Here is a 17,580-nt window from a genome sequence, read left to right as displayed (position 1 = left end):
ACTTGGATTTGAAGTTATCTTGTAGGTTGGGCTACGGTTTACCAGCCCAACACTGGGCCTTGGATTAACACGTACGTCATTGAACCGCCGAGTGTTGGGCCGATGAAACGTAGCCCAATCTACGAGACCAGGCCCAACCTACGATTTACGAAGCAACAAATAGTTTTTCAAGAAAGCTCTCAATGACCACCCTAGCCCCACGCCAGTTCTTGCTCGACCTCTACACCAGCGCCGTCGCCGCCGTCAGTGCTGAGAAATGCCTGCCCGCCTTTCTGCCAGCACCACCAGCAAAAGGCAGAACATTGGTCATCGGTGCAGGTAAAGGCGCTGCAGCCATGGCCAAGGTAGTGGAAGATCACTGGCAGGGTGAACTCTCAGGTCTGGTCGTTACCCGCTACGGCCACGGGGCGGATTGCCGCAAGATAGAAGTGGTGGAAGCCGCTCACCCTGTACCAGATGAAGCAGGCAAGCAGGCTGCAGCGCGCATACTGAACATGGTGCAGGGGCTGAGCAAGGATGATCTGGTGCTCTGCCTGATCTCTGGCGGTGGATCTGCCTTGCTGGCCTTGCCTGCAGACGGTATCAGCCTCGAACAGAAGCAGGCAATCAACAAGGCTTTGTTGAAAAGCGGTGCCGCGATCTCTGAAATGAATTGCGTGCGCAAGCATTTGTCGGCCATCAAGGGCGGGCGTCTGGCACTGGCCTGTGCCCCGGCACGCGTGGTGACCTTGCTGATCTCCGATGTACCTGGTGATGAACCCGGCATCATCGCCAGCGGCCCTACTTTGCCCGATGCCACGACTTGTACAGAAGCGCTGGCGATTTTGCGCAAATACGACATCGCCATCCCAGCAGAAATATTGCAGCATCTGGAAAGCGGCAAGGGCGAAACACCCAAACCTGATGATGTACGTTTTCAAGGCCACAGCCATCATGTAATTGCCACGGCTCAGGAGGCATTGGAAGCCGCAGCAGCGACAGCACGTGCGGCAGGTATCACGCCATATATCTTGTCCGATGGCATAGAAGGCGAAGCCCGTGATGTCGCCCTGGTGCATGCAGCAATGGCCAAGCAGGTGGCAAAGCATGGCCAGCCATTCCAGAAGCCTTGCGTGCTGATTTCTGGCGGTGAAACCACCGTCACCGTACGCGGCAAAGGTCGTGGTGGCCGCAATGCAGAATTTTTGCTGAGCCTGGCAGTCGCGCTCGACGGTCACACAGATATCCACGCCATCGCCTGTGATACTGATGGCATAGATGGCTCGGAAGACAATGCCGGGGCACTGTATGCACCAGACTCCATCGCACGCGCCGCAGCGAAACAGTTACGTGCGCGCAGCCTGCTGGAAAACAATGACGGCTACGGATTTTTCAGCGCACTCGATGACCTGGTCGTCAGCGGCCCTACGCGCACCAATGTCAACGACTTCCGCGCCATTCTAATACTGTAGATCTCACCCAAATATTCAAAGACAGCAAGAATCACGGCGCAACGCGCCGGGATGGCTGTCGTCTATAACAAATGAAAGCAAGCCATGAACCGCAGCCGCAAAGCCAAAATCGTCGCTACCCTGGGCCCTGCCAGCAATAGCAAAGAAGTCATCAAGGCATTGTTTGAAGCCGGTGCCGATGTATTCCGTTTCAACTTCAGCCACGGCAGCCATGCTGACCACCAGTTGCGTTGCAATATCGTGCGTGAAGTCGAAGCCGAGCTGGGCCGCCCTATCGCCATCCTGGCCGATCTGCAAGGGCCCAAACTGCGCGTAGGCCAGTTCAGCAATGGCAGGGTGATACTCACCGCTGGGCAGGAGTTTGTACTTGATAGTGACAGCACTCCTGGAGACGTCAACCGTGTCTGCCTGCCTCACCCTGAATTGTTTGCCGTCATCACTGCCGGGCAGTCGCTACTGATGGACGATGGCAAGCTGCGCCTGCAAGTCCTGGACAGCGATGGTCACACCATACGCACACGTGTGATTGTCGGTGGCAGTCTGTCTGACCGTAAAGGCGTGAACGTGCCAGATGCGGTATTACCCATACCGGCACTGACTGAGAAAGACAGGCGTGATCTGGCTTTCGCGCTGGATATGGGCGCAGACTGGATCGCCCTGTCTTTTGTACAAAGGCCGGAAGATGTGACAGAAGCAAAGGCACTGGTAGCAGGGCGTGCCGGAGTATTGTCCAAACTCGAAAAGCCGACAGGGCTGGACCGGCTGGAAGAAATCGTCGCCGTATCAGACGCCATCATGGTGGCGCGCGGTGATCTTGGTGTGGAGTTGCCACCAGAACGCGTACCTGGTGTGCAAAAGCGCATCTTGCGTGTTTGCCGCAGCCACGGCAAACCCATCGTCATCGCCACCCAGATGCTGGAATCCATGATTGCCGCGCCAATTCCCACGCGGGCTGAAGCCTCGGATGTTGCCAGCGCAATTTATGACGGGGCCGATGCGGTCATGCTGTCGGCAGAATCAGCCAGTGGTGCCTACCCGGTTGCTGCAGTTGAGATCATGAACCGCATTATCTGTGAAGTAGAGCGCGACCCGTTGTACAAGAACATGATCGCGGCCCAACATGAGTCACCGCAAAACAACAAGGGCGATGCCATCTGCGCTGCCTTGCGTGAAGTTACACAGATAGTTGGCGCGGTTGCCACGGTCACTTATACCAGTTCCGGCCACACCAGCCTGCGCGCCGCGCGCGAAAGGCCGATGGCACCGATACTGAGTATCACTCCCAAACCCGCCACGGCACGCCGTCTGGCCCTGGTCTGGGGAGTGCATTCCACCGTCAGCGATGCTGTACCGGATGAAAACATGCTGGTCGCCACAGCCTGCAACACCGCCTGGCAAGAAGGCCTGGCACAAGTCGGTGAACAGATCGCGATTACCGCTGGCGTGCCTTTTGGCCAGCCCGGCTCCACCAATCTATTGCGGATAGCCGAGATCTGGCCGCAGCCCTGATCCAAGTCTAAGCTTACTCCCAGATATTGACATCGCTGGCCGTATGAAAATCGGGGCGCTGGGGATTGACGACGCAAAACCGGTGTCCGGTTGGTGCTTCCATGACGATCCAGCGTTCCATGATCTTGACGACTTTAGCACCGAGTTTTTCCAGACGCTGTACCTCCGCTTCCTTATTGTCGGTTTCTATGTCGAGGTGTATGCGGCTGGGGTGCTCAACCTTTTGCACCAGCATTTTCGGGCCGGTAGGGGTGGCATCCAGTACCGCGTATTTCTCATCCGCATCTCCCGCAGGATAACCCAAGGCCCCGGCCCAGAAATTGGTTCCAGGCTCAATATCATCCACCTGGCAATCAATCACAAAGCATGCCAATCGACTTTTATGCATCTTGATCTCCTGTGACTTGTTTATTCGGTTCGCCTGATCGAATTCAGACACGCATAAAGGATAGCAAAAAACAGCTTGTTGACCGGACTGGTTGGTGTGCCTTCTGGAAAGAACAAAAATGGGACAGACATCCAAGATGTCTGTCCCAACACTCAATTGCTTTTTTAGGTGGCTTTCCGTTTTGTGTAAGCCTTGTTTGCGAGATTTCAGTTTGCTGATATCAGTCGTAAGTCGCAGACACACTCACACCAGAGAAACTCTGTCTGGCGTTGAGCATGATGTAGTACCAGCGATTGGCAACCGGGTTGGCGATGGTCACGCTTTCATCATTACCGGTCTTGACTGAACCGTAGTCGTAAATACCGGTACTTGGATATTTATCCATAGAGACATACAGATCTACATCACCGGTACCACCACTGGTTGTCAGTTTCAGATTCTTCGCACCGGCTGGAACCATGATGTAGGTATAGGCCTGGGTGCTGGAAGCAAAATTACGCTTCACGCAGTTTTTGGCCAGATAGCTACCAGCAGGGCAATCAGGCAGGCTGTTATCGACTGGCATTGGTGGCTCGCCAGCTGTAGTTGCGGCAGCAGCCCAGACTGTGAACTCATTGTCGTAACGTGTGCCTATATTGGCCATATAGGTTTGGTAGCCCTCATAATCACCAACGCGGAACTTGGCGATGACTGCATCTACATCACTGCGGTGTTTTTCCATCATGAAGCGGGTCGCCATATAACCCCAGCTATAGGCGCGTGTCACATAGTCAGCCATGGAATAAGTATTGCCAAAAATCTGGCTCAACTTGTAGGTGCCGGTTTTTGCTACGTCTATGGCTTTCTGGTTATTGTTTTTCAGCGACAGGTATTCGGCTATGCCTTCTATCCACCAGACGGTAGGCTTGGCAGTGCCTGCACCGAAATCACCTTTCATGTCGAAGCGGCCATCGAGGTAATGGACGTATTCATGTTGCAAATTCCAGACCTGGAAAGCAGGGCGCAGCCAGGATGCCTCATGTGCGACGAAACGGGCCTGGTTGCCAGCAGCACTAGGGTCACCTTCCAGATACATGCCGCCATTATTGGTGTCGATACCGTACAGGATGGAGGCATATTTGCTGTAGTTGGTATAGTCATCAAACACGACTACTTCGAGCGCAGTATTGTTGTCGCCTGCTACTGGCTGACGCTTGCTTTGCAGCATCTTATGGAAATAATTTTCCTCGGTTGCCAGCATGGAGCAGGAATCCTGCATCTGTGCTGTAGTCATGTCCTGGGCACGGATTTTCAGACTGGGGCTGCAAGTGTAGTTGTTTTTGAGAATGTTATTGGCCAGCGTGGTTTCGTAATTGCAAGTGCCGTATTCTGCGCAATTGGCATTGTCATAGTACTTCACAGCAGATGCTGCATTCAGCCACAACATGCTGTCATTGCCTGTCATGGTGGAATGGCTGAGCTGGTACTTGACCATGGGTTTGACTGTAGGTTGCAGATTGGCATACTGCATGAAGCGGAAGGCTTCATTCTCGGTATCGCTGAGTTGGTATTCGAGGCTGGTGCCCAGCAATGCTGCCTTGTTGTTGACAACAAAATTGTTCAGTGCAGTTGCGTAGGATATATCGTTACGCAAGATTGGCAAGGCATCTGGACGTGAATGGCCGTAGAACAGGATGGTCAATGCAGCCGTGTAAGCGTCAGCAACAGTGGAAGACTTCAATGCATCTGTTGCCGCTGGATTGGATGAAGTATTCGTGTAGCGCGTGATAATGTTTTTGACGCTGCTCAGGTAGTATGCTTCATCATGCAGGTTGGTCACCAGTTTCAAGGTCTCAGCTGCTGTGCTTGGGCCAACGTTGTTGGTCTTGAACAACTGATTGCCATCGACCAGTTGCTTGATGGGCCCACGCATGCTGGTCAGGTAATTTGCCGATGGTGCAGGTATGGTATTGCTGCCTGCCAGGTAATAACCGGCGCGCAGGTAAATGATGAGGTTGACCAATGCCATATTGGTGGCGTTGTAGTTGGTCGCCTCTTGCGCAAAGCGATTGACGACGGCAGTGAAATTGGCTGGTGAATACACCTTTGCTGCATCAGTCGCATTCAATGAAAACAGACCGTAATGACATTCATAGCTGGGCAGGTTGACGATGTAAGTCGCCAGTGCATCGCCGCTGTAATTCGCCAGCGTCGCCATGTTTTTGCAATCATCTGACGGTGGTGGTGCCATCAGATTTTTTTGCTTGTTGATGATGCCCAGATCCAGGCGCGTCGCATTGGTTGGTGGCAGATTGAATTTCTTTTGTTCTGCCGTTGGCGGCAAACTTTGCCTTTGATGTGGCATAGGCGCTTGCTTCAGACGTGTATGGTCTTCGGCATCCGCCGCATGCACCATCTGAACCAGACCTGTGAAGCTAAGGACCATCAACCCCGCCATGCTTGCTATTTTATGTGGATATAACATGTAATACGTCTCCCTGATGATTGTAGGGTTTTGGGCAATACCATCCCCTTCAGGCTTTTTCATCCGCCAGCTTGCAAGCTGTCGTCGCCCGAATAATTCGAAGAAGGTCTTTACCAGCCCCCATATATGTAGAAGCAGCAGACATGCATCTGCATGCCGCTGCTTCTGCTTCCCTTTTAGCAATATCCGTCAGCTCCCTATTCAATAGCGCCGGATACTGCATTAACCAAATCGCATTTACTAAATTTGCTTATGACTTGGTTTAAATATATTAGTAATATATTTTATAAATATCTAGATCATTTTTAACAAAACCAGAAAATTGGGTATTTGTTAAGCAGGGCGGAATTTTAGTGCTGTAAGCTATTGATTGGAAAGAATAATGTTTTGAAAAGTTGTAATTAGACGTAACAGAATGAATTTTCTTAAGTCACAAAATTTTTCTGATAGCCGAATTGCGTCGCTCAATATGAGTCTGTGATACGCGGCTATTAAGTAAACAAAACTCTTGTCCTCGAAGCAACCAAAGCCATGCAATGGAAAAAGAAAAAAATGCTTTTAACAGTAAATATTTGCCATAAACTTGGCTTGCCTTCATTTCAGTATCTCTACACGCCCTCCACTCATCCACTCAAATAACCGTTGAACCCTGCCAAGTTACTGTTAGTCGCAACAGGCTATTGGCCTGTAAAAGTGCCTGCTATTCTGCGTACATGGATGAAGAAAATCATCCGGCAGACAGGAGAGAAAAATGCATACTCAAACAGAAAATACTTTGATCACCGTTGCAACAACAACTAACAGGAGCGATAACATGAACAACACAAACCACAACCCCGTTCTGGACTTTGCCAAAAACCTGGCAGACACGCTGGTCTATGCAGGCCGCCATGCTCTTGACTGGATATTGCAGGCATCATGGAAGAAACTCTTGCTGACTGCTTTGCTGACTTTGATCACTGGCGGCATACTGCACTTATCATCGCTGGCAAATGGCCTGGTGTTTGGCGCTATCATTGCCAAAATATTTGCTGATAAAGACAAGACAGCAAGCAACCCACAAACTGAATAAGCGGCCTGGCAAAACTGGCGGCGAATGGAAATGGTATGAAACATCGCGACGATAACAAGGTACTCGACCTGATCATGGATATCACCGACACGGTGACCGTGGTCTGGTGGAAGTTCTTTGACTGGCTGGCGGTAGTGCCCTGGTCCTCTTTACTGGGCATCTCGCTGGTCGCCATGATAGTAGGTGGCGCCCTGGGCCTGGGTGGACTGATGCCCGCACTGGTATTCGCCTCTTTCATTATCAAGAGCCTGGCAGGTGGCAAGCGTAGTGCAGAGATCGCCGCCACAGCCGCCGCAACCCGTGCCGATGTTGAAGCACTGGAACGCCGCTTGCTGGAAGCCGAAATGGCAGCACTGCAGGCACAGATAGAGCCGCATTTCTTGTTCAATACCCTGGCGCTGATAGGTCAGCTCATCGAAACCAATCCGGCACAGGCAACTGTGGTGCATCAGCACCTGATCAAATACCTGCGTTCGGCCATGCCACAAATGCGTGACAAGGGCAATGGCAAACTGGGTCTGCAAATGGACATGTGCCGTGCCTACCTGAACATCATGCAGGCACGCATGCAGGAGCGTTTGACTTACGATATAGACTTGCCATCGGAGCTGGAATTTTTGCCCTTCCCATCGATGATGATACAAACCCTGGTGGAGAATTCCATCAAGCATGGACTGGAACCCAAGACCACAGGCGGGCATATCCGCATCACGGCAAAGAAAGTCGATGGGCAATTGCTGGTTGAAGTCAGCGACAACGGCATGGGTTTTGACATGCATGCAGATGATGGCATGGGCCTGACGAATATACGTGAGCGTCTGAAAGTGCTGTATTCAGGCAAGGCACAGCTGGTCATTGAAGCACCTCAGGCTGGTGGTGCAGTGGTCGGCATACTGGTGCCTATAGACACAAAACAATAAGAACATTATTCTTATTGCTTATTCCACAATCACGTATCAGGGAACAGCATGCCAGCACTAGCAACAGCAGCAACGGCAATGATAGTCGATGATGAGAGCCCGATGCGCGATCAGCTACGCGCACGCCTGCAACAAGCATGGCCAGACTTGTCCATCATTGCTGAAGCTGCGAATGGCATAGTCGCCATAGAACAGGCAGAAGAACTGCACCCCGATATTATCTTTCTCGATATACGCATGCCGGGCAAGAACGGCATAGAAGCTGCAAGCATACTGGCCAAGCAGGCACTGGTAGTGTTTGTGACTGCCTATGATGAATATGCGATACAGGCTTTCGAGCGCGGTGCCATGGACTATCTGTTGAAACCGGTAGAAGCCGAAAGGCTGGCAAGCACCTGCCAGCGCCTGCAGGAGAGATTGAAACAGCGCCAGCAGGAAAAAACCGCACCCGCCAATGCCACCAATGCCAACAACGCCGCCAGCGACCAGGCCAGACAGGTGGAACAAATGCTGACGCAATTAATGCAACAGCAAAGCCAGAAGCGTGAATACCTGCGCTGGATACAGGCCAGCGTAGGCACCAGCCTGCGCATGGTCAGCACCAAAGAGGTTTTATTTTTCCGCTCTGATGAAAAATATACGCTGGTACAGACAGAGCAGGCAGAGTACCTGATACGCAAATCACTGAAAGAACTCGAAGACGAACTCGACCCCAAAGAATTCTGGCGCATACACCGCTCTACCCTGGTGCGCGTCTCTGCGATTGCCGAAGTCACGCGTGATTTCCGTGGCCGCCAGTTGATAGGCCTGAAAGGCCATGCAGAAAAACTCGAAGTCAGCCGTAACCACACGCATTTGTTCCAGCAAATGTAGGCTGGTACTCCGTCAGCGCGTACCTGACAGTCAAAGCTCCGGTACTGCAAGGTTTATAATCAGTCATCCCTGGCGTCAGCCAATCCCTTAGCAAAGTAGATCTACCCATGCAAGAGTCAACAGCAAGTCTGAAGGAAAGAATACGTGAAGCAACGCAGGAGGCTTCGTCACGCATCAGAGATGCCATCCGCGAAGCCACTACGGGTTTGATAGACCGCGACCAACTTGCAGAACTCATGATACTCGGAGCAGTGGCACAAGAACATTTGCTGGTAGTTGGGCCACCGGGTACGGCAAAGAGTGCCGTTGTACGACGGGTTGCACAAAGTCTGGGCGGGCAGTATTTTGAATACCTGCTGGGCCGTTTTACAGAACCTTCAGAATTGTTTGGCCCTGTCAATCTGACAAAACTGCGTGAAGGCTCGGTAGAAACCGATATCGCAGGCATGCTGCCGGAAGCAGAGATTGCTTTTCTGGATGAAGTCTTTCTTGGTTCAACAGCCATTCTTAACACACTGTTGGGTGTGCTCAATGAACGTCAGTTCAAGCGCGGCCATACACGCGTCAAATGCCCCTTGCGTATTTGTGTAGGCGCAGCCAATGGCTTGCCTGAAGATGAAGGCCTGGCAGCTTTTGCCGACCGTTTCTTGCTGCATGTATTTGTAGAACCGGTACCAGACCCGCGCCTGGAAGATTTGCTGGAAGGTGGCTGGCAAGTCAATCACCGTCCCGTGGCAGCCAGGGCAGACCTGTCCAGCCTGGACATTTTGAACCGTGCAGTGCCGCTGGTAAATATGGCAGAAGTGCGCGGCGACCTGGCCCAGGCAATACGCCAATTGCGCCAGGCGAATGTCTTATTATCCGACCGCCGCATCGTCAAGGCGCAACAATTGATCGCCGCTGCAACCGTGCTGGCTGGCCGTCAGGTCGCGAGCAGGGCAGACTTATGGCCACTGGTGTATGTCATTCCCACCGCAGCTGGCCAGCGCAATGCCCGTGAAGTATTGCGCGACTTGCTGGCACAGGCCCGTCATCCCTTATTACAGGCTGTGGTGGAAGAAGCCGTACAACAGCCGCTGGCCCGTATAACACGACTGGCAGAAACGGCAGACAGTTTACTGACGAACACTGAAAGCGAAGACTTTCAGAAATCAGCAGAAGCCCTGTTGCGCGAGATTGATGCCAATTTTGTCAAGGCAGAATTGCCAGCCGAGCTGGAAGAACGCCGCACGCAACTGATCGCCGCCCTGGAAACAGACTGATGACCGTATTGGAATGGCGGGCCAATGAGCATGCGCCCTCACCGGCGGGCCTGATTGCCAGCGCCGGTATCGCCAGGCAATTGCTGCACAAACTGCAGACTTTGGCAGCCGATGAGTTGAGCCATCTGTCAGTGGTCGCCAGCCGTGACTTGCTGGTGCTCATGGGACCGCCTGAGCTTTTGCCATGGCTGGATGGCGTGCAATATTGCGCCCCACATCCGCAGGCGCGTGATCTCTGGTTGCCTACCCATACTGGTCCGGCTCTCTCCTGTGATCTGGTGCAGGCTGCGCTGGCACGGCGGCTGGGTACACAAGCCTTGCTCTTGTTGAATGAGCCGGAACAAATCATCCCGCTCGCTGACGCTGCTTATCTGTCCGCAGATCTGTTGCTCTGGTTACTGCAGGAGCTGGAATGACGTCACAAAGTTTGCCACTAACACAGCCAATAACACAGCCTGTACCGCAGTCAGTAGCACAGTCATCACCGCGAGCACTACCGCAGGCACTGGAAGCCTGGCGTGACTGGCTGACCCTGTTCCCACCTGAATTGACAGATGCCATAGGGCAGATGCTGTTGCGGCTTGACCCTCTGGTTGGTCGCCTGAAGTTTGCATCCCACAGGATCAATGATGAACCCGTAGGCATAGGCAATATCGTGCAACGTGGGAACTACGATAGACTGCTCATGACAGAGTGGCTGTACGCCGAGGCCGAGCCGGATGAATTCATACGGCGCGCTGCCAGCAACGAACTCTTGTTTTTGGGCACGGAGCCTGACATACGTCTGCGTTCGCAATTGTGTATCGCCCTGTTTGATGCAGGCCCCATGCAATTGGGTGAACCGCGCCTAGCCCATATCGTGCTGTTCATCCTGCTATCCCGCCGTGCAGAAGAAGCGGGTGCCCATTTCAAGTGGGGGATATTGCAACACCCAGGTGTCTTGCATGAAACCCTGGGACGCGAAGCAATGAAAGCTCTGCTGAACAGCAAGAGCTTGCGCAACGCCACGACGGTTGAACTGGATAGCTGGGATACCCTGCTAAAACAGCAGGACAAGAACACCTGTGACTGTTGGCAAATTTCAGGGACGCACACGGCACGCCTGCAGCGCGCCACCAGCCAGATTACCAGTCATGTTGATTTATTCAGTGATGAGCAGAACCGCCGCCTGCACCTGCAGTTAAGCCAGCGCAGCAACCAGCGCGATGTCACACTTGATTTGCCTGCGGAAGATGTGGCGATACGCATCTTGCGTGAGCAATTCAAACGTATCGATGGCCTGGCCCATGTGCGCAATACAAAAAACCGCCCTTCACTGAAGCAGGCACCACGCTTTGCCAGCAAGGGCTATTGGCTGGCAGTACCACAACTGGATGGCAATATCATCATCTACAACGTACCTCAATCCGTGCGGGCTGCGCCAGGCAAATTCCGCACGATCAGGCAGCCAACAAAAGGCAGTATCCTGGCTGCAGCGGTGATGGGCAAGAACCTCGCTTATATTTCAGCCGATGGGCTGGACCTGAGTTTTCATGGCTTCCCCAGCCAGCATTTTTCTTGTAAAAAAGTCGTCGTGCAAAGACCTGAAATGAAGTATTTCAGGGCACCGACCGGTGGTACGCGCTGGCTGCCGGCTTACTTCATGGAAGTCAGAAAAAACGCACGCAGCCTGGCCAGGGTCATCGTGCAGGACATAGACCAGCACCTGGTTTGCTGGGAATCAAGTCTGGAATTACCACAGACGGCAGGCAAGCCAACAAGCGCAAGGCCGGAACCCTCAGAACCACACTTTAAACCCATTGCCAGCAATGTCATAGGTTCAGATTTTTTTGGACAGCGCCTGTTATACGCAGTCAGTGAAAATGGTAGTACAAAAATTTTCCGCTGGCATGCACACGAAAATGCGCCTCTGGCTGTTGCAAACATTTCCCATGCTGGCCAGGCTATTTTCTTTGGCAATGAAATATCCTGGACTCATGTCAACAATTTTGAGCACGGGCTGCTGGCATTGCAAATCGGTGAGCATGAATGGTGGATAGGCACTTCAAAGTCGTATATAAAAAAAACTGTCCCTGCTTCTGTAAAAGTCCTGGGCGTTACCAACAGGCGGCAATACGGTGAAGACGAATTTGGCCTGGTCGTATTGAGCGCAGACAGGCACAGCATACAATTCATAGGGCAGGCAAAACAGATAGAAATTCACCGTTCAGCAGAACCCATCGCGAAAATCAGCATGGATTCTGTCAGCAGCCGTCTGGCCTGGATCTTGCAAAATACCCTGGATATCAAGGTACGGGGTCTGGATGAAGAAGCCCTGTTACTTAAAGTCACTGCAGATGGAGTGTCAGCATGATGCCAACTGTACGACGCCCCTTGTTTGATGGCATGCGCGAATTGCGCGGCATCTGGTTCGACCCTGAGCTCATCGGTGAGAGCCAGGCACGGTCACGCATCCTGCACCACTGGCGTCCAGGTTCACGCCTGTACCAGGTGCTCAAAGGATATTTTCTTGAATTTCCTGAAAAAAAATACCTGCATTGCGCTGGGCTGGATGGCCTGGCCATCGCAGAAATCAATGGCATCTTGAGCAGTGCACCTTTGCACGAGGACGAATTGGCGGCCATTTCGGGTAATAGCTTTTGCCTGGTAGCCGGTGCTCAAATCCTGACGGCAAGGCTGACACAGTCTGACAGAATTGATCCATCGGCATGGCTGGACCTGAGCGCAATCAGCTTGCGCAAGCCCTTGAAATTCCCCACAGCGGGAGGAACATCCGGAATAGATGAACCTGCGCCAGGCAAAGATATACGTGACATACTGGGCGACGCCATTCCGCAAGCCAGCGACAAACAAAAAGCCTTTCTTGATGAAACTGCAGCGCTCATTGAAGGAGGCAAGCTGCCTGATGACGCTGCTCAGAAAAAATCCTGGTCGCAAAGAGCAGGGCCTGTTGCGCTTGGCGCCCTGGGTTTGATGGCCAGCTGGCTCAGCAATCTGATTGATTTTCGCAGACCGGCCAAAGAACACGCATGGGGTAACTCAGGTGCTCCGGAAAAGCTCTCCCCTCTGGCGCAAAAACTCGCCAATTTTGCCGCAAAAATTGCGAATATGACGAGGATGTCAAAATTGCTGGGCGAACGCCAGGCCAGATTCCTGCGCGAAATGATGGAGATGTTTGAACGTGGCGATTTGAACGAAGCATTGCGCCACGCCGTGCCCCTGGATTCCTTGCAAAAAAAGAATACCCGGCAGGCATTTGGCACACCCAGGAGGCGCGACAATCTCAACATCAGCAATAGTAGCGGACTGGGATCAAGCATCCACGTTGCCAGCGATGTGCAAGAGCATTTGCGGCAATTGTATCGCCGTACTTTTGAACGCCTGGACCGTGAAGGAAAAATCGATGAAGCAGTATTTGTCCTGGCAGAATTGCTGAAATCAGGCACAGAAGCGGTCAATTATCTGGAAAGCAAAGACAGGATAAAGCAAGCCGCTGAACTGGCCGATACCCTGGAATTATCACCGGAAATCAGAGTAAGGCTATGGTGGCTGGCAGGTGACTTTTTACGGGCAGCAAAGCTTGCGCGCCTGTTTAACAGCTTTGCAGAAGCAGTGCATTTACTGGAAAAGAAGCACGCGGCAGAAGGGCGGGAATTACGCAAGCATTGGGCACACGCGGTGGCAACAAGGGGTGACCTGGCGGATGCCGCTGAAATTCTCTGGCCGCTGGAAGAAGAACGTGAGCAAGCCCTGTCCTGGCTATCCCAGGCTGAGCGTGCGGGCGGTATACTGGGTGTACGCGCATTGACGAGGAAGCTGTCGCTACAAGTCTCGGACTTGAAACAGAGTGAAGCCAGCATCAGGCACATACTGAATATGGCCGGAGAACCGGGAGCACAACTGCGCGCCCGGCTGGCGCAGGAATTGCTGACACTGAAGCAGCGTTCACCTGCCAGCACCAGGCTTGCGGCAGAAGTATTGCGTCATGTACTGACGGAGCGTTCGGCAGGCCTGAATCAATTACAGAAGCAGGATATCACGCGTCTGATTGAATTTGCCGATGCCGCCGTCATGCGCACTGATCTGCCTGCACTGAATCTGCCTCATGATGTGTATCTCGCGCCTTTCAATGCCAGATCGACTCCGCTTGAAATGTTGTTTGAGGAGCGTGGTCTCATGCGCATCCATGATGCCTGTCGCCTGCCAGATGCGCATTACCTGCTGGCCCTGGGTGAGAGTGGTGTCAGTATAGTCAACCAGGTCGGCAAGCAACTGGCACACTATCCCGTACCGGCACATCATCTGGTCTTGTCAGACAATGGTCAAAGGGCACTGGTGCTGGCTAAAAGGGATAACACCATGCGCATCAGCCGCATAGACCTGGCCAGCCGTAGTGTTGCTGACTGGCTGACCCTGCCAGTCTCATTCTGGTCACGCCGTTATGATGGCATACACTGGAATGTGGTCATGCATAACCGCCTGCTGGCCATTGATACCAGCGTCGATAAATTACAGGTAGTCTGGCAAATTGCTGACCTGCCAGGACAAATTTTTGCCTATTCAGAAAGCGCCCAGGCACAAACCCTGTTGATAGGTGCGCACGACGGCATTGAGCAATGGCGCTACCTGCTGCCCAGCCGTCGCCTCAACCAGCGTGATTCCTGGGCCCTGCCAGACTCAGATGTATGGCGCATCCTGCCGGTCGAGAACGCCGACGAACCCGCCAGGCTCTATTTGAAAAGCAATGAAACCAGCAATGCCGTACTGCTGGCCAAGTCCAGCATGGTTGCCTCTTTCGAAGTGAATACAGGTGCCGCAGCACAAGCCCCTGAAGTTCACCTCGAAGAGGGCATGATTTTTGTTGCATCAAGCAATGACGGTATGACCATATGGGAGATAAGGCAACTGGCACAGGGGAAAACCCTGTTAAAACTGGCCTTGCCCTCTGCTGATCATCCTGGGGTACATGTGCAGCGTGATTACATCATGCTGTTTGACCGCGCAGGACGGCTGGTGGAAATCAACCGTTCAAACGGCCTGGTCAGAGCAATGACGGTCAGTTAACAATGGAAAAATTTTCTTGCATGTGAGCGGCGTCAGGCTGATTTTCTCCATTGCCTCAAAAAACATTCGGGCAAAAACTGCCCTTTTCAGGAGCAGCTTGATCACACTGACACTTTTCCATTTGCCCACAGGCAAACAAGGGGGCTGCCGAATGATAATCGCAATTTCAGGCCAGGAACCTGAGTGTAAAAAATTGAAATAATCCTACCCCTGTTTGTCTGGTTTTCAGATACTGCCCGCTTGTCAAAGATACATACAGAAGTATCTTTATACTGCCAGGAAAACCAGACATGTCCCAGACACAATTTCAAACACGCGGCACAACTGCGGAAGCACAACTTGCATCCATCAACGCTGCATTCCCCAAGCGCCGCATGCAGATACTCGCAACCGGAAAACAGGGGGTGCTGAAGTTGATAGGCCTGTCCATGGCCGGGCTGCTTTTCCTGGTCGGCCTGGTCTATATGACGGTGCCGGATTTTCTGTATGACTACAAGGTATCCAAAGACCCTGTCGTGGATGAACGCGCAGAAATCCACGGTAGCTGCAAGAGCCGCAAAGTCATCTTTATCGACTGCGACGTCAAAATTCGCTACCTGCCAACACCACAAGATACCGTAGCAAAAGAGATCAAACACAGCTTCTGGTTTGTCAGTTTTCAACCGTCGATGTCCACCGAAGCCGTCAGGTCTCGATCCAATCCCGGCATGATCACAACGACCATGGCAACCGAACATATCACCAACCGTTTTTTCATGATACTGACTTTTACCCTGCTGTTCGGTTTCATATCTTTCGGCTGCCTGTACGCGGCCTGGTTAAGCCATCTCTTTAATCGCCTGATACAATCAAAACCGGGCTTGCTACCGGTGATGGTCAAAGTCAAAGACATACAAAACCAACGCACGGTATTTTTTGAAACCGATATAGATGGCGTAAAGAAAAAACTCCGTCATATCATGCGCAAAAAAGAAAGTCCTCTGTTCCTGCCACATCAAGAAGATATGGCGCTGGCAGTCAGGCTCACTGGCACACCACATATCGTCCTGCTCAATGATGATCTGACGGCACTTGACTTTACTGAGCAGGAAAGAAGCGCACTCAGAGCAGCTATCGCAGCTTGAGTTAGCGAACTAAACTGGGTTTGCATGCATTTTGGATATGCATGCAAACCGGGATCAAACCGTCTTATCCTGATTCATCACAACAGCACTGCGCTGGCGTTTTATTTTTCGGGATAATTTTCGCACATCGTCATTCGAGTCATAGGGCAGTTCTTCCAAAATTTCATCGGACAGCACTTGATTGTCGTTCAGCAGTTCTACCAAGTCCCGTCTGTGTATTCCACAATTCATGTTGTAATACATGGCTTCAAGCGGTGCCTTGCTATCAGCCACGGGATTGGCCTTGAATATGGCGATGATGCCTTGTACCAACAAATGCACTTCATCAAAATTCTTTGCTCGCCCTATTATTTCCACCAACATTTCAGCATCCCCGGCCTGATAGTTACTGACGAGCAGATGCAGGTACTCACAAGGGATACGCTCTTCCTGTATTTTCTTCAAAGCCAGGGCACGTATGTCAGCACCAGAAAAATGGCTAAGCGCGAGCACTGCATTATTCACTGCCATAGTCTGATGATTTTTTTTACCGCTCGCAATTTTTAGCAAAGGCGCATAATCAAAAGGAAATCTGGTCGCATAAAAAAATCGCAGGTATCTGAATTTTCTGAGCTTGTCCTTTTCGTCAAGAAAGTTCCTGGCAACGGCAATTATCTCCTGTTGCTTCATCCTCCGCGTGCGATCACGGTTAAACCTGACGCGCTTGCTTGGACGATTGATAAGCTCTTCTACATCGTTCACCGTATAAGCTGAAGGTATTTTTCTGCGAATACGCTTGAAGGGTGTAGTTGAAGATATTAATTTGAAATAATTCTGGATGTAGGTATTCTCTTTAGCTGCATTTTCAAATTCTGCAAACACATCCAGTTCAGGATTGGCCTTTTGAAAATCATCTATATACCAACGATATTCATAGGAAAACCAATCTTCTTCGGGAAGTCTGCCTATCTTGTCAGCCAGCTTGAACAAACCCTGTAATCCATCCATCTTTAAAATTTGTTCTTCCCCACAAAATTCATAATCGTCATGGAAAGATTTGTCGAAGCGTTCAAGAAAAACTTCCCTGGCATGAAGATTCCCATCCTGATAGAAATGCAGAGCAAGATCACACATTTGACTCAAATCAAATATTTCAGATTTCTTATTTTTAAGTTTTTGAAGTATCGATTTTTCGATCAAGTCTCTATTCTTAGCCCGCCTGATCATTGAGTACAAATAATCGGCTCTGCTGCCTTCAGATTGAGCATCATTTGCGAGATTCCTGACGGATGCCGCAATGAGTTCTTTGGAAAAATCCAGTTGAGGATACGCCTTCATGAGCAGCATCGCCCTTCCTGTTCCCAGGTTCAGGGAATGGAGAAACTGTTTTTTCAGTTCTATAATTTCAGCTGGATTTAATGGAATATGTTTTTTCATGCATGAGTTATTAAAGTCAATGACTCAAGCATATCAG

Annotated in this window: 13 protein-coding genes; 10 read left to right on the top strand and 3 right to left on the bottom strand. The window is 51.5% G+C overall.

Annotated elements, in window-relative coordinates; all coding sequences use genetic code 11:
* Nucleotides 1–182: 182 nt before the first annotated feature.
* Complete coding sequence (locus tag UNDKW_RS28430) at nucleotides 183–1,451, top strand: glycerate kinase (protein ID WP_162061516.1); 1,269 nt, start codon at nucleotides 183–185, stop codon at nucleotides 1,449–1,451.
* 84 nt (nucleotides 1,452–1,535) lie between these two features.
* Nucleotides 1,536–2,960 (top strand): pyruvate kinase, encoded by a 1,425-nt coding sequence (gene pyk, locus UNDKW_RS28425; protein WP_162061515.1) that lies wholly within the window; start codon nucleotides 1,536–1,538, stop codon nucleotides 2,958–2,960.
* 13 nt (nucleotides 2,961–2,973) lie between these two features.
* Here the strand turns inward: pyk and UNDKW_RS28420 are convergent, their stop codons facing one another.
* Together UNDKW_RS28420 and UNDKW_RS28415 are read right to left on the bottom strand one after the other, a co-directional pair.
* Entirely contained in the window at nucleotides 2,974–3,348 is a 375-nt protein-coding gene (locus UNDKW_RS28420) for a VOC family protein (RefSeq protein WP_162061514.1), read from the bottom strand.
* A gap of 220 nt (nucleotides 3,349–3,568) precedes the next feature.
* Nucleotides 3,569–5,812 (bottom strand): M9 family metallopeptidase, encoded by a 2,244-nt coding sequence (locus tag UNDKW_RS28415; protein WP_197893041.1) that lies wholly within the window; start codon nucleotides 5,810–5,812, stop codon nucleotides 3,569–3,571.
* An 814-nt stretch (nucleotides 5,813–6,626) separates the two neighbouring features.
* Here UNDKW_RS28415 and UNDKW_RS28410 point away from each other — a divergent pair.
* From UNDKW_RS28410 to UNDKW_RS28375, 8 genes are all read left to right on the top strand, one after another.
* Nucleotides 6,627–6,884 carry a hypothetical protein gene (locus UNDKW_RS28410; protein WP_162044154.1) on the top strand — a complete coding sequence of 86 codons (258 nt, stop codon included), beginning with the start codon at nucleotides 6,627–6,629 and terminating at the stop codon, nucleotides 6,882–6,884.
* Between the two features lie 35 nt (nucleotides 6,885–6,919).
* Nucleotides 6,920–7,804 (top strand): sensor histidine kinase, encoded by an 885-nt coding sequence (locus UNDKW_RS28405; protein WP_162061513.1) that lies wholly within the window; start codon nucleotides 6,920–6,922, stop codon nucleotides 7,802–7,804.
* Nucleotides 7,805–7,852: 48 nt separating this feature from the next.
* Complete coding sequence (locus UNDKW_RS28400; protein ID WP_162061512.1) at nucleotides 7,853–8,677, top strand: LytTR family DNA-binding domain-containing protein; 825 nt, start codon at nucleotides 7,853–7,855, stop codon at nucleotides 8,675–8,677.
* Between the two features lie 107 nt (nucleotides 8,678–8,784).
* A complete protein-coding gene (locus UNDKW_RS28395; RefSeq protein ID WP_162061511.1) occupies nucleotides 8,785–9,939 on the top strand; it encodes an AAA family ATPase in 1,155 nt (384 codons plus the stop codon).
* The gene (locus UNDKW_RS28390; protein WP_162061510.1) at nucleotides 9,939–10,355 is read left to right on the top strand and encodes a hypothetical protein; all 417 of its coding nucleotides are present in this window, start codon (nucleotides 9,939–9,941) and stop codon (nucleotides 10,353–10,355) included. Before UNDKW_RS28395 ends, UNDKW_RS28390 begins: the two co-directional genes overlap by 1 nt.
* The gene (locus tag UNDKW_RS28385; RefSeq protein WP_162061509.1) at nucleotides 10,352–12,292 is read left to right on the top strand and encodes a hypothetical protein; all 1,941 of its coding nucleotides are present in this window, start codon (nucleotides 10,352–10,354) and stop codon (nucleotides 12,290–12,292) included. The genes UNDKW_RS28390 and UNDKW_RS28385 overlap by 4 nt, the downstream gene beginning before the upstream one ends.
* A complete protein-coding gene (locus tag UNDKW_RS28380) occupies nucleotides 12,289–15,003 on the top strand; it encodes a bpX6 domain-containing protein (RefSeq protein WP_162061508.1) in 2,715 nt (904 codons plus the stop codon). The genes UNDKW_RS28385 and UNDKW_RS28380 overlap by 4 nt, the downstream gene beginning before the upstream one ends.
* 290 nt (nucleotides 15,004–15,293) lie before the next feature.
* Nucleotides 15,294–16,127 (top strand): hypothetical protein, encoded by an 834-nt coding sequence (locus UNDKW_RS28375; protein WP_162061507.1) that lies wholly within the window; start codon nucleotides 15,294–15,296, stop codon nucleotides 16,125–16,127.
* Nucleotides 16,128–16,181: 54 nt separating this feature from the next.
* Here UNDKW_RS28375 and UNDKW_RS28370 read toward each other — a convergent pair whose 3' ends face one another.
* The gene (locus UNDKW_RS28370; protein WP_162061506.1) at nucleotides 16,182–17,543 is read right to left on the bottom strand and encodes a hypothetical protein; all 1,362 of its coding nucleotides are present in this window, start codon (nucleotides 17,541–17,543) and stop codon (nucleotides 16,182–16,184) included.
* Between the last annotated feature and the right edge of the window lie 37 nt (nucleotides 17,544–17,580).

The organism is Undibacterium sp. KW1, assembly GCF_009937955.1.
Taxonomy (GTDB): domain Bacteria; phylum Pseudomonadota; class Gammaproteobacteria; order Burkholderiales; family Burkholderiaceae_D; genus Undibacterium.
The sequence above is the reverse complement of the archived record's forward strand: the minus strand, read 5'-3'. Positions and strand labels throughout refer to the sequence as shown.